The 15,506-nt window shown below is 62.6% G+C and carries 12 protein-coding genes; 6 read left to right on the top strand and 6 right to left on the bottom strand.

All coding sequences use genetic code 11. The annotated features are described in order from the left end of the window. Window positions 1–100: 100 nt before the first annotated feature. On the top strand, window positions 101–2,512 hold the full coding sequence (locus LMTR21_RS04985; protein WP_141688116.1) for a phosphoketolase family protein: 2,412 nt from the start codon (window positions 101–103) through the stop codon (window positions 2,510–2,512). A gap of 115 nt (window positions 2,513–2,627) precedes the next feature. On the opposite strand, the gene LMTR21_RS04990 is transcribed toward LMTR21_RS04985, so the two are convergent. Genes LMTR21_RS04990 through LMTR21_RS05000 form a run of 3 tightly spaced genes read right to left on the bottom strand, consistent with a single transcriptional unit; the run spans window position 2,628 to window position 5,643 of the window. After that, a complete protein-coding gene (locus LMTR21_RS04990; RefSeq protein WP_065751001.1) occupies window positions 2,628–3,071 on the bottom strand; it encodes a PaaI family thioesterase in 444 nt (147 codons plus the stop codon). Next, entirely contained in the window at window positions 3,068–4,342 is a 1,275-nt protein-coding gene (locus LMTR21_RS04995; RefSeq protein ID WP_065751002.1) for a cytochrome P450, read from the bottom strand. Before LMTR21_RS04995 ends, LMTR21_RS04990 begins: the two co-directional genes overlap by 4 nt. 29 nt (window positions 4,343–4,371) lie before the next feature. Next, the gene (locus LMTR21_RS05000) at window positions 4,372–5,643 is read right to left on the bottom strand and encodes a cytochrome P450 (protein ID WP_065751003.1); all 1,272 of its coding nucleotides are present in this window, start codon (window positions 5,641–5,643) and stop codon (window positions 4,372–4,374) included. A 224-nt stretch (window positions 5,644–5,867) separates the two neighbouring features. Here LMTR21_RS05000 and LMTR21_RS05005 point away from each other — a divergent pair, with 224 nt between their 5' ends. The 4 genes from LMTR21_RS05005 (at window position 5,868) to LMTR21_RS05020 (ending at window position 10,678) form a co-directional block, all read left to right on the top strand. Then, window positions 5,868–7,040 (top strand): isovaleryl-CoA dehydrogenase, encoded by a 1,173-nt coding sequence (locus LMTR21_RS05005; protein WP_065751004.1) that lies wholly within the window; start codon window positions 5,868–5,870, stop codon window positions 7,038–7,040. A gap of 207 nt (window positions 7,041–7,247) precedes the next feature. Further along, window positions 7,248–8,093, top strand: a complete 846-nt coding sequence (locus LMTR21_RS05010; RefSeq protein ID WP_065751005.1) for a class I SAM-dependent methyltransferase — start codon at window positions 7,248–7,250, stop codon at window positions 8,091–8,093. A 308-nt stretch (window positions 8,094–8,401) separates the two neighbouring features. Next, window positions 8,402–9,559 (top strand): DUF898 family protein, encoded by a 1,158-nt coding sequence (locus LMTR21_RS05015; RefSeq protein ID WP_065751006.1) that lies wholly within the window; start codon window positions 8,402–8,404, stop codon window positions 9,557–9,559. Between the two features lie 15 nt (window positions 9,560–9,574). Continuing rightward, complete coding sequence (locus LMTR21_RS05020; RefSeq protein WP_065751007.1) at window positions 9,575–10,678, top strand: M48 family metallopeptidase; 1,104 nt, start codon at window positions 9,575–9,577, stop codon at window positions 10,676–10,678. A gap of 32 nt (window positions 10,679–10,710) precedes the next feature. On the opposite strand, the gene LMTR21_RS05025 is transcribed toward LMTR21_RS05020, so the two are convergent. The 3 genes from LMTR21_RS05025 to LMTR21_RS05035 form a co-directional block, all read right to left on the bottom strand. Next, window positions 10,711–11,709 (bottom strand): LysR family transcriptional regulator, encoded by a 999-nt coding sequence (locus LMTR21_RS05025; RefSeq protein ID WP_065751008.1) that lies wholly within the window; start codon window positions 11,707–11,709, stop codon window positions 10,711–10,713. A gap of 372 nt (window positions 11,710–12,081) precedes the next feature. Then, on the bottom strand, window positions 12,082–12,891 hold the full coding sequence (locus LMTR21_RS05030) for a DUF2927 domain-containing protein (RefSeq protein ID WP_084030426.1): 810 nt from the start codon (window positions 12,889–12,891) through the stop codon (window positions 12,082–12,084). Between the two features lie 98 nt (window positions 12,892–12,989). Then, window positions 12,990–13,592, bottom strand: coding sequence for a L,D-transpeptidase (locus LMTR21_RS05035; protein WP_065751038.1), 603 nt, complete (start codon window positions 13,590–13,592; stop codon window positions 12,990–12,992). 227 nt (window positions 13,593–13,819) lie between these two features. On the opposite strand from LMTR21_RS05035, the gene LMTR21_RS05040 reads away from it, so the two are divergent. Further along, a complete protein-coding gene (locus tag LMTR21_RS05040; RefSeq protein WP_065751010.1) occupies window positions 13,820–15,367 on the top strand; it encodes an acetolactate synthase large subunit in 1,548 nt (515 codons plus the stop codon). Window positions 15,368–15,506 lie beyond the last annotated feature (139 nt).

Below are 15,506 nucleotides of genomic sequence, written 5' to 3' on the forward strand. Positions count from 1 at the left end.
ACCTGTCGTCAAATTCGCATTTTAACCTGACGCTATGGAACGGATCGGCGGTTTGGGGGTCGGTTGTTCGCATGTTTCCCAGGAGGTCAGCATGCAATTGATGACAAATCCTAACGAACGAGCATCCGCCGAAGACCTGGAACTGCTCGACCGCTACTGGCGCGCCGCCAATTATCTCTCCGTTGGCCAGATCTATCTGCTCGACAATCCGCTGCTCAAGGAGCCGCTCAAGCCGGAACACATCAAGCCGCGGCTGCTCGGGCATTGGGGAACCACGCCGGGCCTCAACTTTATTTATGCCCACCTCAATCGCGCGATCCGCATTTATGATCTCAACGTCCTCTATGTCTGCGGCCCTGGCCATGGCGGCCCCGGCATGGTCGCCAACACCTATCTCGAAGGCACCTACACGGAAGTCTACCCGGACATCACGCGTGATGCGGATGGCTTGCGAAAGCTGTTTCGCCAATTCTCTTTCCCTGGCGGCATTCCGAGCCATGCGGCGCCCGAAACGCCGGGCTCTATCCACGAAGGCGGCGAGCTCGGCTATGCGTTGGTGCATGCCTACGGCGCCGCGTTCGACAATCCCGATTTGATCGTGGCTTGCGTGATCGGCGACGGCGAGGCCGAGACAGGCCCGCTCGCCGCATCATGGCATTCCAACAAGTTCCTTAGTCCCGTGCATGACGGCGCGGTGCTGCCGATCTTGCACCTCAACGGCTACAAGATCGCCAATCCCACCGTGCTGGGGCGAATGAGCGACGAGGAGATTCGCGGTCTCTTCAGAGGCTACGGTCACGAGCCGCTGTTCGTCGAAGGCGACGATCCGCATGCGATGCATCGGCTCATGGCCGATGCGCTCGACGTCGCGCTCACCAGCATCCGCTCGATCCAGCAAGGCGCGCGTAACCACACGAGCAGCTTCCACCGGCCGCAATGGCCGGTGATCGTGTTGCGGAGCCCGAAGGGCTGGACGGGACCGAAAGAGATAGATGGACTAAAGGTCGAAGGATTCTGGCGCGCGCATCAGGTGCCGATCACCAATCCACGCGGCAATCCCGATCACTTGAAACTGCTTGTACAGTGGATGAGCAGCTATGAGCCCGAGAAGCTGTTCGACGCGAACGGCGGGCTTATGCCCGAACTGCAGCGGCTCGCGCCAACAGGCAACCACCGGATGGGGGCGAATCCGCACGCCAATGGCGGCCTGCTCAAGCGCGAGCTCAAGCTGCCGGATTTTCGCTCCTATGCCGTCGACTTCCCCAGCCCAGGTGGCACGGTCGCCGAAGCCACGCGCGAGCTCGGCAGGTTTCTGCGCGATGTCGTGAAGCTCAATGCGGACGCACGCAATTTCCGCATCATGGGTCCGGACGAAACTTCATCCAACCGGCTGGACGCGGTGTTCGAGGCAACCGATCGCATCTGGATGGAGGGGATCGAACCCTACGACGTCCACCTTGCCCATGACGGGCGGGTGATGGAGGTGCTGAGCGAGCATCTTTGCCAAGGCTGGCTCGAAGGTTATTTGCTTACTGGCCGACACGGCTTGTTCTCCTGCTACGAGGCCTTCATCCACATCGTGGATTCGATGTTCAACCAGCATGCCAAGTGGTTGAAGGTCTCGCGCGCGCTGCCTTGGCGGCGCCCGATCGCCTCGCTCAATTATCTCCTCACTTCGCATGTCTGGCGTCAGGATCACAACGGCTTCAGCCACCAGGATCCCGGCTTCATCGATCTCGTCACCAACAAGAAAGCCGATATCGTCCGCGTCTACCTGCCACCGGACGCCAACACGTTGCTCTGGGTCGCCGATCATTGCCTGCGCACTTATGACCGCATCAATGTGATCGTCGCGGGCAAGCAGCCTTCCCCGCAATGGCTGTCGATGCGCGAGGCGATCACGCATTGCGAGGCGGGCATCGGCATCTGGCAGTGGGCCGGCACGGAAGCGCCCAATGCTGAGCCCGACGTGGTCATGGCCTGCGCCGGCGATGTTCCGACGCTGGAGACGCTCGCCGCGGTCGACCTGCTGCGCAAGGCGCTGCCGGACTTGAAGATCCGCGTGGTCAATGTGGTCGACCTGATGACGCTGCAGCCGAAGGAGCAGCATCCGCACGGCCTGTCCAACCGGGATTTTGACAGCCTTTTCACCCGCGACAAACCGGTGATCTTCGCCTATCACGGCTATCCCTATTTGATCCACCGCCTGACCTATAACCGTACCAACCACGGCGGCATGCATGTGCGCGGCTACGCCGAAGAAGGCACCACCACGACGCCGTTTGACATGGTGGTATTGAACCAGCTCGACCGTTTCCATCTCGCCATCGAAGCGATCGAGCGCGTGCCAGGGCTCGGCATCGCGGCCGCCCACATCAAGCAGGAATTCCGCGATGCGCTGATCGAGCATTCGCGCTACGTGCGCGAGCATGGGGAGGACATGCCGCAAATCCGCGACTGGATCTGGCCAAGCAGCGCAGGCGGCACGACGGCGCGCCAGGCCGGGGACTGAAGCACTACGTCCGCATAGGTTGGTACTTTCCGGACCTCACGCTCCGTCCGATGTGAGCCGGAAATGCGCACTAAAGTGGACGTCCGCCGACCATTCTGGATTTATGGGTTCGCGTCTAGCGCGGCCGCAACTCGGCCGGCAGGTCCATCGCGCGCATGGTGGCGGTGCCGAAGGCGCAGAGCGTCTCGGCTTCTTCTTTCTTCGAAAACAGCTCGATGGTGGCGACGCCGATCGAGCCCGACATCTTCAGCGTCTTGGCGCGGGCGATCAGCTCCGTGCCGTCGGCGGGACTGAGGAAGTTGACCTTGAGCTCGACGGTGACGCCGATCTTGCCCTTGGGGAGAGCGGACGTGATGGCGATTCCGGCGGCATGATCGGCGAGCGAGGTGATGACGCCGCCGAAAAAATGCCCGAAGAACTGCAGCAGGTCCTCGCGGCGCGCCAGCGCGATTTCGGCATACCCCGGCTTGATGGCAACGATACGGACACCGGCCGCGCCGGGAAAACCCTTGGCGTTGATCGCTTCCGCCAGTTCGGGCGGATTGAGCTCGGCGCTCATCCGGGAATGCGAACCGGCAGCTGCTCGATGCCGCGCACGAAGGAGGAATAGACCCGCTTCGGCTCGCCGACCACTTCGATGCGGTCGAAGCGCTTGAGCATTTCCTGCCACACGATCTTCAATTGCAGCTCCGCGAGGCGCATGCCGACGCAACGATGGATGCCGAAGCCGAACGACAGATGCGTGCGCGGACGGGCGCGGTCGATGATGAACTCGTCGGGCCGCTCGATGCCTTCCTCGTCGCGGTTGCCCGAGACGTACCACATCACGACGCGGTCGCCCTTCTTGATCTTCTTGCCGCCGATCTCGGTATCGACCAAAGCGGTGCGGCGCATATGGGCCAGCGGCGTCTGCCAGCGGATCACTTCCGGCACCATGGTATCAATCAGGGCAGGGTTTTCGCGCAGCTTCTGGTATTGATCCGGGTGCTCGTTCAGCGCCAGCACCGAGCCGCTCATGGTGTTGCGCGTGGTGTCGTTGCCGCCGACGATCAAGAGAATGATGTTGCCCATCAGATTGTCGGGGTCCATGTGCCGCGTGGCGTCGCTATGCGCCATCATCGACAGCAGATCGTTCCTCGGCGGCGCGTTGACGCGCTCGTTCCAGAGCTTTGAGAAATAGGCGTAGCACTCGTCCATCTCCTGGCGCCGCTGCTCCGGCGAGTCCACGACGCCGCTCTTGGGCAACGCGGTCGAGACGTCGGACCAGCGCGTCAGCTTGCGCCGCTCCTCCCAGGGGAAATCGAACAAGGTCGCCAGCATCTGCGTGGTCAGCTCGATCGAGACTCGCTCGACGAAGTTGAATGTCTCGTTGCGCGGCAGATTGTCCAGCACCTTTTGCGAGCGCTCGCGTATCAACTTTGCGAGTTCGTCCAGATGCGTCGGCGTGAACATCGGCGACACCGTCTTGCGCTGCGCCGAGTGCCGCGGCTGGTCCATCGCGATGAAGCTCGGATAGTCGTAGCCGGGTGGCACGTCGCGGATCGAGATGCCGCCGAGCGTGGAGTCGGAGGAGAAGATGCCGTGGTTGGTGTCGACATGCATGATGTCGTTGTACTTGGTCACCGACCAGTAGGGCTCGATCGGCGAGTTCTCGCAGTAGTGAACCGGCTCCTCCTTGCGCAGCCGCTCGAACCAGGGCCACAGGGTGTCGTTCTGAAACAGTCTTGGCGCACCGGGGTGAAAATCCCTGAGCGGCGTCGAATAGGCCTCTTCGCGCGCGGCGCGCAGAAGCTCTTTCTTGTCGGCTCTGATGGAAGTCTGGACGTTCATGTTCGTAAATCCCGGTAGGGCTTTCAGGGTTAGCCGGCGATGCGGACCGGCAGGGTCTCGTAGCCTTTGACGAAACTCGAATATACCCGCTTCGGTTCGGCTATCACCTCAATATTATCGTACCGCTTGAGGATTTCTTCCCAGATAATCCTTAGTTGTAGTTCCGCCAGCCGGATTCCGACGCAGCGGTGGATGCCGAATCCGAAGGAAAGGTGGGTGCGGGGGCGGGCGCGGTCAATAATGAAGTCGTAGGGGTGGTCGATCACGTCCTCGTCGCGGTTGCCGGAGACGTACCACATCACGACCTTGTCGCCCTTTTTGATCTGGCGCCCCCGGAATTCGATGTCTTCGAGCGCGGTGCGGCGCATATGCGCCAGCGGCGTCTGCCAGCGGATCACTTCGGGCACGAAGCTGTCGATCAAATCAGGGTTGTCGCGCAGCTTGCGATACTGGTCCGGATTCTTGTTCAGCGCATAGATGCTGCCCGACAGCGTATTGCGGGTGGTGTCGTTGCCGCCGACGATCAAAAGGATCAGATTGCCGAGGAAATTCTTCGGGTCCATGTCGCGGGTGGCGTCGCTATGCGCCATCATCGACAACAGGTCGCTCTTCGGCGGCTGGCTGATGCGCTCCTTCCACAGCCTTGCGAAATAGGTGGCGCATTCCATCAGCTCTGCCTGCCGCTCCTCCTCGGTAGCGACGACGCCGCCGGGGCCGGGAAGCGTCGTGGCGACGTCGGACCAGCGCGTCAGCTTGCGGCGGTCTTCCCAGGGGAAGTCGAACAGCACGGCGAGCATCTGCGTGGTCAGCTCGATCGAGACCTGGTCGACCCAGTCGAACACCTCGTTCTTGGGAAGGTTGTCGAGGCATTCGGCGGAACGCTTGCGGATGTTGATCGCGAGCTCGTCGAGATGGGTCGGCGTGAACATCGGCGCCACCGTCTTGCGCTGCGCGGAGTGGCGCGGCTGGTCCATCGCGATGAAGCTTTCGCGGCGCAGGTCCGGCGCGACGTCGCGAATGGTAATGCCGCCAAGCGAAGCCGCTGACGAAAACACCGCGTGGTTGGTCTCGATGTCCATGATGTCGTTGTATTTGGTGATCGACCAATACGGCCCGAACATCGAGTCCTTGCAGTAATGTACCGGCTCTTCCCGGCGCAGCCGGTCGAAATAGGGCCAGAATGAATCTGTCTTGAACAGCTCGGGATTGCTGACGTCGAAATCCGCCAGCGGCATGGACTGGGCCGCATCACGCGCGGTCCGCAGATGGGAATCGCTGGCGAGATCGACGGTTCCGTGCATGGGTGGCTCTCCCTGAATTCCACCCACGCGAAGCATGCCGCGCGGGCGATGTTTTACCCTATTACATCTCGACCCGGCTCCCGGCGCAAGGGCGAGTTGGGCGCATTTGGCCGCATCGACTATCCGCCCGATCCTGGACGGTTCAGCGCATTTCGCCGCGTGACAAGCGCAGGCCCGAAGCATAAGTCTGTTTGAAACAACGTTTAATTCGCCGGGAGGCGGCCATGATTCCCAACGCACAACGGATGTTCAATTTCGACCTCGGCGAGACCGCGGATGCGATCCGCGAGACGGTGTTTTCGTTTTCGCAGAACGAAATTGCACCGCGCGCCGACGAGATCGACCGCAGCAACCAGTTCCCCCGCGACCTCTGGCCCAGGATCGGCGCGCTCGGCCTGCACGGCATCACGGTCGAGGAGGAATATGGCGGCGCCGGCCTCGGCTATCTCGAGCACTGCATCGCGGTGGAAGAGATGTCGCGGGCCTCGGCCGCGGTCGGCCTGTCCTACGGCGCCCATTCCAACCTCTGCGTCAACCAGATCCGCCGCAACGGTAATGAATCACAGAAGCGGAAATACCTGCCGAAGCTGATCTCCGGCGAGCATGTCGGCTCGCTCGCGATGTCGGAGCCCGGCGCCGGCTCGGACGTGGTCTCGATGAAGACGCGCGCCGACAGGAAAGGCGACCGCTTCATCCTCAACGGCAACAAGATGTGGATCACCAACGGTCCGGTGGCGGATACGCTGGTCGTTTACGCCAAGACCGATCCCAATGCCGGCCCGCGCGGCATGACCGCCTTCATCATCGAAAAGGGCATGAAGGGATTTTCCACCGCGCAAAAACTCGACAAGCTCGGGATGCGCGGCTCCGACACCTGCGAACTGGTGTTCGAGGATTGCGAGGTGCCGGAGGAGAATGTGCTGAGCGAGGTCGGCCGCGGCGTCAACGTGCTGATGAGTGGCCTCGACTATGAGCGCGCGGTGCTGGCGGCGGGCCCGATCGGTATCATGCAGGCCTGCATGGACGTGGTGCTGCCTTACGTGCACGAGCGCAAGCAGTTCGGCGAGCCGATCGGCACGTTCCAACTAGTGCAGGGCAAGATCGCCGACATGTACACCACCATGAACGCCTCGCGCGCCTATGTGTACGCAGTGGCAAAAGCCTGCGACCGCGGCGAGACCACGCGCGAGGATGCGGCCGGCGCCATTCTCTACGCCGCGGAGAAAGCCACGCAATGCGCGCTCGACGCCATCCAGCTGCTCGGCGGCAATGGCTACATCAACGACTATCCGACCGGGCGATTGCTGCGCGACGCCAAACTCTACGAGATCGGCGCCGGCACCAGCGAAATCCGCCGCATGCTGATCGGGCGGGAACTGTTCGAAAAGACGGCGTAAGGTGACGATTCGCGCGCACGTCACCGTATCCGAGCAAGATCATAGGTGGTCCGAGATGAGCCGAATAGCGGACACATCGCAGATATCGCACGATCGATGCGAATGACCCGAATCGGACATTGTGGCCTTGTCTGCGACTTCCACTATCGCGCAATTTGCATTGGGATAACATGCGTCGAGCTTTTCAGCACCAAGGACAGAAATCAAATGCCAGCGCCAACGCCAAATCCTCGCGGAGCAGATTTTTGGAACAGCACCACGGGACATGCGTGGGTCGCGCAGCAAGCCGCGATCAGCGATGTCTTCACTTCGGTTACGAGCGTCAGTTTCAGTGCCGCAGCGGCAAAGCCTGGCGAGCATGTGGTTGATATCGGATGCGGCACCGGCGACACACTGTTGGATTTCGCAAAGGCGGTCGGCCGGTCGGGTGCCGTGTTGGGTGTCGATGTCTCGGTCCCGATGCTGGGCTTCGCCAAACACCGCGCCGCTGAAGCGGGATATAGCAACGTGTCCTGTGCCCTAGCCGACGCGACGACCTACGCCTTTGAGCCGCGTTGGGCGGATTTGGTGTATTCGCGTTTTGGCGTCATGTTTTTCGATGACCCGGTCGAGGCATTCTCCAACATCCGCAGCGGGATGAAACCGAGCGCCCGGCTGGTGTTCGTTTGTTTCCGTACTATGCCGGAGAGCTCGTGGTTTCGCGTGCCGGTCGAGGCCGCGCGGCCCCATCTGCCGGCTCAACCGCCAGCGGATCCGCTGGCACCGGGCATGTTTTCGTTTGCCCGCGAGGAGCGCGTTCGCGGAATTCTGAGTGACGCTGGGTTTCGTGAGGTCGCACTCGAGGCCGTTGACGTTCCGATGCACGGCAAGGACATCGCGCAAAGCATCGCGTTCATCACACAAGCAGGTCCTCTACCGGCAATTCTCGAGAACGGCTCGGAAGAACAACGAACGCGTGCCACCGAGGCCGTACGCGAGGCGCTCGCTGCAAACATCGGAGCTGATGGACGTGGGCTCCAGGCGGGGCTGTGGCTCGTGTCAGCGCTCGCTTGAAAAGAAGGAACGGCGCGCGACAGCAGCGAAGTGCAGCCGTGCCGCGCGCAGCGGCGGGGACAGGTCGCTGATCAGGCGATGATCGAACAAGTCCGATGCCGCGGCGGATTTCGGCTTATGCCCTCGTCGGGCTTCGAGTGATGTTCGACTCTAGTCAGCAAACCGCCGCAAAGCGGACTTGGATCGGGCGATATCCTCCATCCCGACTTAAGAGTTCGCGCACTATAGGAACTCATTGTGGGACCAGGGTCACACACCGGCCGACAATAATGTGGTTTTATCCGCTACCGTCGCCCTGGAGTTGAATCATGAATGAGATGAGCTGGCCCCCTCAGGCGCCGCCACCGCCGCCGTCGCCTATGCCGCCGCCGATGCCGGTGGGGTTTTCCGGCAGCCGCGGCGACTTTTTCCATCTGGTCAAGCGCGGCGCCGGGTTGGAATTTGTCACCCTCGGCTTTTACCGGTTCTGGCTGCTCACCGATATCCGCAGGCATCTCTGGGCCAACACCCTGGTCGACGGCGATGCCGCCGAATACACCGGCCGCGGCAAGGAATTGCTGATCGGATTTCTGGTCGCGATGGCGATCCTGGTGCCGGTCTATCTCGGTTATTTCCTGATCGGCCTCGAGGCCGAGCATATTCAGGCGTTTGCCAGTATTCCGCTGGTCGCCTTCTTCTATATCTTCGGGCAGTTCGCGATCTACCGCGCGCGGCGCTATCGGCTGACGCGCACGGTGTGGCGCGGCGTGCGGTTCTGGATGAGCGGCTCGGGATGGAAATACGCCTTGTATGCATCGCTGTGGGGCCTGTTGTCGGCGGTGACCCTTGGGCTGGCGCTGCCGTGGCGCACGGCCGCACTCGAACGCTACAAGATGCGCCATTCCTTCTACGGCGACTTGCAGGGCAGTTTCGAGGGGCGGGGCTGGGAGTTCTTCAAGCGCGGCTGGTGGCTGTGGCTGCTCGCGCCGATCGCGTTTGTGGTGTACCCGGTCGCGCCATTCATCTACGGGGCCTTCAAGGCGATCGAATGGCGCTGGTGGCTCTCGGGCATCCGGTTCGGCGGCGTGCGGCTGGAATCGTCGCTGCCCAAGAGCGCATTGATCGGCCTGTACTGGAAAGTCATCGGCTGGATCGTGGTGCTCGGATTGGTGTTCTCGGTCTATCTGGGGCTGGCGGCAGCGCTGGTCGCCAGCATGAGCGGCGATGCCTTCACCGAGTTTTTCACGTCGCAGGAATTCGCCAGGAGTATCCCGCTGCTTGTACTCATGGGCATCGGCTACCTGGTATTTGCGCTGGCGATGAATATCGTCATACGGGTCTATCTGTCGCGCGACCTCTGGGTGAGGGTGCTCGGCTCGGTCAATATCAGCGGCATCGAGGCGGCCGCCAACGTTGCCGCGCGCGGCGAGATGGCCAACGCGCTCGGCGAGGGCTTTGCCGACGGCCTCGATGTCGGCGGCTTCTAGGGCTTCGGTGTCGCCATGAATAGCGAAGCGTCAATTCCCTCAACATCGACCCTCGACGGTTCGGCGGCCTATTTCGACGGCGCGTCGAGCCGGCGGCGCACTGTGACGCTCCGCCTTGCCGACCAGCTCGAAATCGTCGAGGGCGAACAAACGCTGGCAGCGTGGGCCTATGCCGATATCCGCCGCGTCGACAGTCCGGCCGGCGTGCTGCGCGTGAGCTGCCTGACGGCGCCTGCGTTGGCGCGGCTGGAGGTTCGCGACACCGCCCTTGCGAGCGAGCTCGTCGCGCGCTGCGCCAGCATCGACGACCACATGATCGGCCGCCGCGGCGTCGCTACCATCGTCGGCTGGTCGCTCGCGGCAGCGGTATCGATCGTTGCCGTGGTGTTGTTCGGGGTGCCGCTGCTGGCCGACCGGCTCACGCCGCTGGTGCCGGAAGCGTTCGAGCGGCGGCTCGGTGACGTCGCCGACAGCCAGATCAAGAAGATGTTCGATGCCAGGGACTGCGACAACCCCGCCGGGCAGAAGGCGTTCACCAAGCTCGTCACTGCGCTTCGCGAATCCGCGGGCCTCGACACCTCTGTGCAGTCTGGCGTGCTGTCGAGCTCGATTCCGAATGCCTTCGCGCTGCCCGGCGGCAAGGTCTATGTGTTCGACGGGCTGTTGGCGAAGGCCGAGAACGCCGACGAGATCGCGGGCGTGCTGGCGCACGAACTCGGCCACCTCAAGCATCGCGACAGCATGCGCGGACTGATCCACAATGGCGGCACGTCGTTCCTGATCGGGCTGTTGTTCGGCGACATCACCGGCTCCAGCGCGCTGATCTTCGGCTCGCGCACGCTGGTGACGTCGTCGCATTCACGCGAGGCCGAGCATAACGCCGACAGCTTCGCGATCGACGTCATGCACCGGCTCGGCCGGCCGGCGAAGCCGACCGGGGAATTGCTGCTTCGCGTGACCGGCAAGGAAGGCAAGGGCCTTTCCATTATCTCCACCCATCCCCTGAGCGAGGATCGGCTGGCGCGGATGAGCCGGCAGGACCCGCCGGCCAGCAAACCGCCGCTGCTGACGGCAGAGGAATGGAAGGCGCTCAAATCGATCTGCAGCGCCAAGATCTAGTGCCAAGATCTCGTGCCAATATCTGATGCCGGCTACCTTCGGGCGCTTTTTCGCGACCTTGCCGCTTCGATCGGCGTGGACGCGGCACCGGCCGGCTTCAAATCCCATACCGCCTGCATGGCCGCGAAGGCCTGAGAGATCATCGGCTCGTGGCGCCGCGATGCCAGGCAGGCGAAGCTGAGGTCACAGGTCAGCGACACCTTGTCGGCGATGACGATATTCCGTTTCGGCGCGGTGCGGTCGAGCACGCAGTCGCGGGCGAGGCTGAGGCAGTCGCCGGATTCGACGAAGTCGATCATGGCTTCTTCCTGATCGGCGAAGGCGACGCGCTTTGGCAATGAGCCCGTCGGCCGGAACACGTCGTCGAGCAGCCGTCGATGCGCCGAGTCATATGGCGTCGCAATCCACGGCAGGTCGGCGAGGTCGCCCCAATCCTTGCCCAACACCTTGTCGCTCCATTCGCGCGGCGCGATCACGCGGTAATCGAAGCGCATCAGCGGCATGAGCTGCATCTTGCCGTCGTCGATGGCCCGTTCGGACAGCAGCCCCGACGCGAGGCATTCGGGCGGCGTGGCATCGACATAATATCCGACGTCGAGTTCGCCCCTGCCGATCTGTGCCAGCACGTCGCCGGTCATGCCGTAGCGAAGGAAAACCTCGGTCTTCTTCGAGGAAGTGGCGAGGCTTCGCACGAACAGGCCGAGCCGGATCGACTCGGGATCCTGGATCGTGCCGACGCGCAGCGTGCCGCGCAGAGATTCGCGCAAGGAATCCGCCGCCGTCCTGAAATCTGCCGAGGCCGATACCGTCCGGTGCGCCAGCGGCAGCAGGGCGGCGCCCGCCTCCGTCAGGGTAAAGCCGCCCGGCGTCCGGTTGAAAAGCTGCAGCCCGGTGTTCTCCTCCAGGCCCTTCAGCTGCAGGCTGACGGCAGGCTGGGTGAGGTGCAGCAGCGTGGCCGCGCGCGACACCGTGCCTTCACGGGCCACGGTGATGAAGCAGCGCAAGGCCTGGATTCGAGGCAGGTCGTTCATTTGAAAGACTTATACGAGTCGCCCATAACCAACATTAAATAGGATTTGCTCTTGGAAGTCACAATGTTTCGTAAATAAAACTTTGCGTTGTTGTGGGAATAAAGGCGAATTGTTCTGTTCGGGCTATTCACCGCGTCGTGCAGACGGCGCTCGCGGAGCAATCCATCGTGCGGCATACGCTGAAGCATGGATTGCTTCCGCCTTCGCTCTTCGAGCTTCGGCGGACAAGTCGTCGCTTCGCTTCCTTACGCAAATGCTCCGCGTTTGTCGCAGGCAATGACGCGGTGAGGCCAGTGGCAAACTCACGTCTTCTCCACTCGCAACATTGCGTGATGAAGCTGCGCATTCGCGGCCAGCCCGCAACCCCCTCACTTACGGCAGGTTGTTGACCTTGCGCACCCAGGCGCGCACGTCGGTCAGCACGTCCGGCAGCAACGCCTTGACCTCCTGCACGGTCATGCCGGGCTTGATCCGGGGGTCATAGAGCAGGTTGAGGAGATACTGGTCGTAGACGCCGAAATAGCCCATCGACACATTGTCGTTGAACATCGTCCAGGGCACGCTCGCCGTATCGTTGATCGGTCCCAGCGATTGCAGCAATTCCTCATAGGCGCAGTCGAGGAAGACGAAGTCGCCATTGTCGACGGTGAGGATCACGTCGGAGTGTTCGATTTCGAATTTTTCGTTCTTGCGAAAACCGGACAGGCATTGCGGGTCGAGCGAGGAACGAATCTCGCGCGCGCGGTCGCTGCCGTAAAAGGTCGCGATGGTGCGATAGAGATCGCGGTCGCGCACCAGCTTGACCTGCACGTTGGCGTCTTCGCTGTTTCCGGTCATGGCGATGTCGAGGTGCTGAACGCGCGCGGCGATGTCGGCCACGATTTTCGCAAGCTGCGTCTTGCGGTCGGCCCGGCTGCCGTCGGCGAACACCCGCACCGGCCCGTCATATTTGCGGATGCGATCGACGCGGCCGGCGAGATGGTATTCGGCGCCGAAGGCGATCTTGAGAAAGCCTTCGGTAATCTCGTTATCGGTGAAGATTTTTTTCTCGCCGCGTTGACGCTGCGCGGTGGCGGGAAGGTCGGCGTACGCCGTACACGGCAGCAAAATCTCGCCGAGTGCTGCGGCGCTCAGGGCCGCCGCTAGCGTTCGTACATGGAGGAATCGGCGGAGCGTGCGCATCCGAACGACGCTGCAGCAATCGGCGGGTGCGTGCAAGACCAGAAAGGCCCGATCACGCGCTTGCGCATGATCGTGGCGGGTTCCTGGCCGGTGAGAGTCTAATTCTTCACGACGACCGGCGTGCCGACCGAGACGCGGCTGTAGAGATCGGTCACGTCTTCATTGGTCATGCGGAAGCATCCAGAGGAGACCGCCTGTCCGATCGTCTCGGGCTCGTTGGAGCCGTGGATGCGATACAGCGTCGATCCCAGATACATCGCCCGCGCGCCGAGCGGATTGTCGATACCGCCGCGCATATGGCGCGGCAGGTCGGGACGGCGGCGGAGCATCTGGGCCGGTGGGGTCCAGCTCGGCCATTCCTTCTTTGCGCTGATGCGGTGGGTTCCACTCCAGCGGAAGCCGTCCCGGCCGACACCGATGCCATAGCGTATCGCCTGGCCGTTACCGAGCACGAGATAGAGCCTGCGCTCGGCCGTGCTGATCAAAATTGTGCCGGGGGCGTAATTGCCGTTAAACATCACGGTCTGGCGCGGGATCGGGCTCGCTCCGCTGGGCATGCCGGGCCGGAAGAAGCCGGGGCCGCCGCCCATGATGTCGCGCGAGTCTTCAAAGAAGCCTTGAAACAAACCTTGAGCCTGCGCCTGGCCGGCCCCGGCCAGCATGGTCAGCGCCGCAAACAGCAAAGCAAAAGCCCGGGTCATCTTGTTCTTCCTCGCGAAAAAATCTGAATATGAGAGGACACAGGCCATAATTGCGGCGGTCGTGCAACCAACGAGCCTGTGACCACAGCCATTTTCAATCCCTGCGGTTAAAAAAGGCAACATGTCCTACGCGATGGCTGCCTTGTTCCGCTAAACCTTTGACGAAACGTGTGAACAATGATTGATCGTTGGCGGCTCCTAAAAAAGATCGCGAAGGGAACGAGAGCATGAACGGTGCGGAAAGTCTGGTGCGGACATTGGTCGCAGGCGGCGTAGATGTCTGCTTCACCAATCCCGGCACCTCGGAGATGCATTTCGTCGCCGCACTGGACCGGGTCGAGGGGATGCGCTGCGTGCTCGGCCTGTTCGAGGGCGTGGTGACGGGCGCCGCCGACGGCTATTACCGCATGAAGGGTACGCCAGCCTCGACGCTGCTGCATCTCGGCCCTGGCCTCGCCAATGGTCTGGCCAATCTCCATAACGCCAAGAAGGCCAATTCCGGCATCGTCAACATCGTCGGCCAGCACGCGACCTATCACATTGGTTACAACGCCCCGCTGACGTCAGACATCGAGGGGCTGGCGCGGCCGATGTCGTCCTGGGTGCGGACCTCCCCGGATGCCAAGTCGGTCGCCGCCGACGGCGCCGCCGCCATCGCCGCCGCCAAGAGTTCGCCGGCACAGATCGCCACCCTGATCCTGCCCGCCGATACCGCCTGGAACGAGGCCGACGGCATCGCGCAGGTGCCTGATGACAATCAGCGCGCCAGCTACTCCGCACAGGCTGTCGACCACGCCGCCAAAGTGCTGCGCAACGGCGGCGCGTCGACGCTGCTGTTGATGACCGGCAGCGCGCTGACCGAGCACGGGCTGGCATTGGCCGCCCAGATCGCGGGCAAGACCGGCTGCAAGGTGATGGGCCAGACCTACAATCCCCGCATGGCGCGCGGCAAGGGCCGCTTCTCGATCGACCGCATCCCCTACGTGATCGAGCAGGCGCTGCCGATCCTGAAAGACTTCAAGAACATCGTGCTGGTCGAGGCCAACGATCCCGTGGCGTTCTTCGCCTATCCGAACAAGCCGAGCATGCTCAAACCCCAGGGCTGCGAGGTGCATCGCATGACCACGGGCGCCGAAAATTCCGTCGCCGCCCTGGAGGCGCTGGCCGGTGCGCTGCATGCGCAGCCGTCCGATCGGAAGCCGCAGAAAATGGTCGAACTCGCCAAGCCGACCGGCGCGCTGACGCATGCCTCGATCGCGCAGGCGATCGCAATGGCGATCCCGGAAAACGCCATCGTGGTCGATGAATCCGTCACCACCGGCCGCGGCTTCTTTCCGCCGACGGCGGCCGCCGCTCCGCACGACTGGCTGCAGAACATGGGCGGCTCGATCGGCTTCTCGACGCCGGTCGCAACGGGTGCCGCGGTCGCGTGCCCGGACCGCAAGGTGATCTGCATGGTCGGCGACGGCAGCGCGATGTACACGCTGCAATCGCTTTGGACACAGGCGCGCGAAGGCCTCAACGTCGTCACGATTGTATTTGCCAACAAGATCTACCAGATATTGCGTGGTGAATTCGACGGCGTCGGCGCGGGCGAGCCGGGGCAGCGGGCGCTCGACATGCTCAAGATCGACCGCCCGGACCTCGACTTCGTCGCGCTCGCCAAGGGCATGGGCGTGCCGGCGCGCGCGGTTGCCAATGCCGACGATTTCAACAAGGCGCTGGCGGAAGCCGTCGCCGAGCCTGGGCCGCGGCTGATCGAAGTGCAGATGTAAAGCGACAATTGAGATCGTCATTGCGAGGAGCGTAGCGACGAAGCAATCCATTCCTGCGCTTGCGGCACTATGGATTGCTTCCGCCTTCACTAAAGCTACGGCGGACAGGTCGCTGCTCTCGCAATGACGACGAGACTTG

It is taken from the genome of Bradyrhizobium paxllaeri, from assembly GCF_001693515.2.
In the GTDB taxonomy this organism is placed as follows: Bacteria; Pseudomonadota; Alphaproteobacteria; order Rhizobiales; family Xanthobacteraceae; genus Bradyrhizobium; species Bradyrhizobium paxllaeri.

Bases quoted from the DNA above. Each gene is read 5' to 3' on its own strand.
- LMTR21_RS04985 (WP_141688116.1), top strand. From the start codon at position 101: ATGACAAATCCTAACGAACGAGCATCCGCCGAAGACCTGGAACTGCTC.
- LMTR21_RS05030 (WP_084030426.1), bottom strand. From the start codon at position 12,891: ATGCGCACGCTCCGCCGATTCCTCCATGTACGAACGCTAGCGGCGGCC.
- LMTR21_RS04990 (WP_065751001.1), bottom strand. From the start codon at position 3,071: ATGAGCGCCGAGCTCAATCCGCCCGAACTGGCGGAAGCGATCAACGCC.
- LMTR21_RS05005 (WP_065751004.1), top strand. From the start codon at position 5,868: ATGATTCCCAACGCACAACGGATGTTCAATTTCGACCTCGGCGAGACC.
- LMTR21_RS05010 (WP_065751005.1), top strand. From the start codon at position 7,248: ATGCCAGCGCCAACGCCAAATCCTCGCGGAGCAGATTTTTGGAACAGC.
- LMTR21_RS05020 (WP_065751007.1), top strand. From the start codon at position 9,575: ATGAATAGCGAAGCGTCAATTCCCTCAACATCGACCCTCGACGGTTCG.
- LMTR21_RS04995 (WP_065751002.1), bottom strand. From the start codon at position 4,342: ATGAACGTCCAGACTTCCATCAGAGCCGACAAGAAAGAGCTTCTGCGC.
- LMTR21_RS05000 (WP_065751003.1), bottom strand. From the start codon at position 5,643: ATGCACGGAACCGTCGATCTCGCCAGCGATTCCCATCTGCGGACCGCG.
- LMTR21_RS05025 (WP_065751008.1), bottom strand. From the start codon at position 11,709: ATGAACGACCTGCCTCGAATCCAGGCCTTGCGCTGCTTCATCACCGTG.
- LMTR21_RS05040 (WP_065751010.1), top strand. From the start codon at position 13,820: ATGAACGGTGCGGAAAGTCTGGTGCGGACATTGGTCGCAGGCGGCGTA.
- LMTR21_RS05035 (WP_065751038.1), bottom strand. From the start codon at position 13,592: ATGACCCGGGCTTTTGCTTTGCTGTTTGCGGCGCTGACCATGCTGGCC.
- LMTR21_RS05015 (WP_065751006.1), top strand. From the start codon at position 8,402: ATGAATGAGATGAGCTGGCCCCCTCAGGCGCCGCCACCGCCGCCGTCG.